The sequence below is a fragment of the Methylobacterium gnaphalii genome (assembly GCF_007992215.1).
GTDB classification, from domain to species: Bacteria; Pseudomonadota; Alphaproteobacteria; order Rhizobiales; family Beijerinckiaceae; genus Methylobacterium; species Methylobacterium gnaphalii.
On the sequence record NZ_BJZV01000110.1, the window covers coordinates 1 to 834 of the forward strand.

General features: G+C 64.6%; 1 protein-coding gene. It reads right to left on the reverse strand.

The window, feature by feature from the left end; genetic code table 11:
• Positions 1 to 11: 11 nt before the first annotated feature.
• A protein-coding gene (locus tag MGN01_RS23315; protein ID WP_147049164.1) for an IS5 family transposase occupies positions 12 to 766 on the reverse strand; the annotation gives its coding sequence in 2 pieces (ribosomal slippage) (positions 12 to 436 and positions 436 to 766; 756 coding nt in all).
• Positions 767 to 834 lie beyond the last annotated feature (68 nt).

Consider the following 834-nt stretch of genomic DNA (forward strand, 5'->3'; position numbering starts at 1 on the left):
AGGCTCCGGACTCATAACCAGTAGCTGACGGTTGCAGCGAGGCAGACGGCAGCGAGGTAATTGGTGGCCAGGCGGTCGTATCGGGTGGCGATGCGGCGGAAGTCTTTGAGACGCCCGAACATGCGCTCGATCGCATTGCGCCCTCGGTAGAGCACAGGCGAGAAGCACGGCTTCCAGCGCCGATTGGCCTTGGGCGGGATGTTGGGCGCGGCTCCGGACGCCTCAATCTGCCGACGGATGGCGTCGCTGTCGTAGCCTTTGTCGGCCAGCAAGATCGAACAGGCAGGCAGATGCTCCAAGAGCAGGGCGCCAGCCCTACAGTCGGCGACCTGTCCGCCGGTTAGCAGGAAGACGAGCGGGCGTCCGAGCCGATCGGTGAGCGCGTGGATCTTGGTCGTGCGCCCACCGCGCGAGCGGCCAATGGCTTGGTTTTGTTCCCCCCTTTGCCGCCGGAAGCGCAGCGGTGCGCCTTCACGGCCGAGGAGTCGATCAGCACTTGCGCCGGTGGGCCGCCAGACTGTGCGAGTGTCTCGAACAGTCCGACCCAGACGTCCTTGGCTGCCCAGCGTACGAAGCGATTGTAGAGGGTCTTCTTCGGCCCGTAGACTTCCCGTGGTGCGTCCGCCCAGCGGCCTCCGCTCTTCAGCACGTGGACGATCCCGCTGATCACGCGCTGATCGTCCACCCGCTCTTTGCCCCGCGTGTCGGTCGGGAGGTGCGGTGCGATCTTCGCAAACTGCTCGTCCGTCAGCCAAAAATGATCCATCCGCTCCTCCATCGGGAGCCTTGAATCATGCCGCTTCCGGCCAAGCCAAATTTATGGGTCCGGAGCCT